This is a genomic window from Streptomyces sp. NPDC055140 (assembly GCF_053607285.1).
Genome location: NZ_JBSGTG010000216.1, coordinates 1 through 1,131 on the forward strand (window position 1 = coordinate 1; position 1,131 = coordinate 1,131).

The 1,131-nt window shown below is 67.3% G+C and carries 3 protein-coding genes; all 3 read right to left on the reverse strand.

All coding sequences use genetic code 11. The features are described 5' to 3' along the window. On the reverse strand, nucleotides 1–156 hold a 156-nt coding region (locus ACWFR4_RS49120), incomplete at its 3' end, for an aldo/keto reductase (RefSeq protein WP_453658533.1). After that, entirely contained in the window at nucleotides 153–587 is a 435-nt protein-coding gene (locus tag ACWFR4_RS49125) for a cupin domain-containing protein (RefSeq protein WP_453658529.1), read from the reverse strand. The genes ACWFR4_RS49125 and ACWFR4_RS49120, both read right to left, overlap by 4 nt. Before the next feature lie 89 nt (nucleotides 588–676). Beyond that, a partial coding sequence (locus ACWFR4_RS49130; protein WP_453658531.1) for an aldo/keto reductase occupies nucleotides 677–1,131 on the reverse strand: 455 nt, incomplete at its 5' end.

Sequence of the window (1,131 nt, forward strand, 5' to 3'; positions counted from 1 at the left end):
GTAAGCCTGGGCGGTGTCGATGTTGCGGTAGCCGATCTCCACGGCTGCACGGACCGCCTCGGCCGCCCGGTCGTCGTCGATGAACCAGGTGCCGAGCCCCAGCTTGGGGATCTCGACGCCGTTGGACAGGGTGTAGGTCTCGTTCAGGATGGTCATGCGGTTGCTCCGTTCTTCGGCAGCTCGCTGTACGCCTCGTCGGTGACGGGCTCGAGCCATTCGTTACTGACGTCTTCGCCCGGGGTGATGAAGGCGACGTGAGAGAACCACGAGTCGGCCTTCGCGCCGTGCCAGTGCTTCGTGCCCGCCGGGACGCGGACCACCGTCCCCGGCTCCATGCTGACGGGATCCTCGCCCGCCGCCTGGTACCAGCCGCTGCCCGCCGTGCACAGCAGGATCTGGTCTCCACCGCCGCCCGTTCCATGGTGGATGTGCCAGTTGTTACGGCAGCCCGGCTCGAAGGAGACATTACTGACGGGAACGCTCCCCGAGGCGAGCGGAGCCAGGTAGCTCTGGCCGATGAAGTACTGCGCGAACGCGTCATTCTTCTCCCCGAGCGGGAAGATTTGGTCAAATCCGTTGACAGTCATTTCGTTCTCTCCTTCTGTTCCAGCACATCACGCCGGACGTTGTGGGCAGCGGTTTCATGGATCCGGCAGGCCAGGCTGCGCAGCTGTTCCTAGCGATTGACGTAGGCCATGTGCTCGGCGTTGTAGCGATCGCCACTGACGCCGACCCGTTGGGCCAGGCCGTCGAGGTCCGCGACCTCGTCCGCGGACAGTGCGACAGCCGTCGCGGCGGTGTTCTCCCGGATCCGTGCCGTGCGGCGGGTACCGGGGATGGGCACGATCCATGGCTGCTGCGCGAGCAGCCAGGCCAGGGCGATCTGGCCGGGCGTCGCGCCCTTCACGTCGGCGAGCTGCCGGACGTGGTCGACGAGCGCCTGGTTCGCCGCCAGGTTCTCCGCGTCGAAGCGCGGGACCCGCTGGCGGATGTCCCCGTCGGTGAAGGCCGTGGACGTGTTGACGGTGCCGGTGAGGAGACCCTTGCCGAGAGGGCTGAACGGCACGAACCCGATGCCCAGTTCGGCGAGCGTGGGCAGCACCTCGGCCTCGGGGTCGCGTGTCCAGAGCG

What these genes read in the sequence shown, in the direction of transcription:
- ACWFR4_RS49125 (WP_453658529.1), bottom strand. Translation starts at nt 587, where the DNA reads ATGACTGTCAACGGATTTGACCAAATCTTCCCGCTCGGGGAGAAGAAT.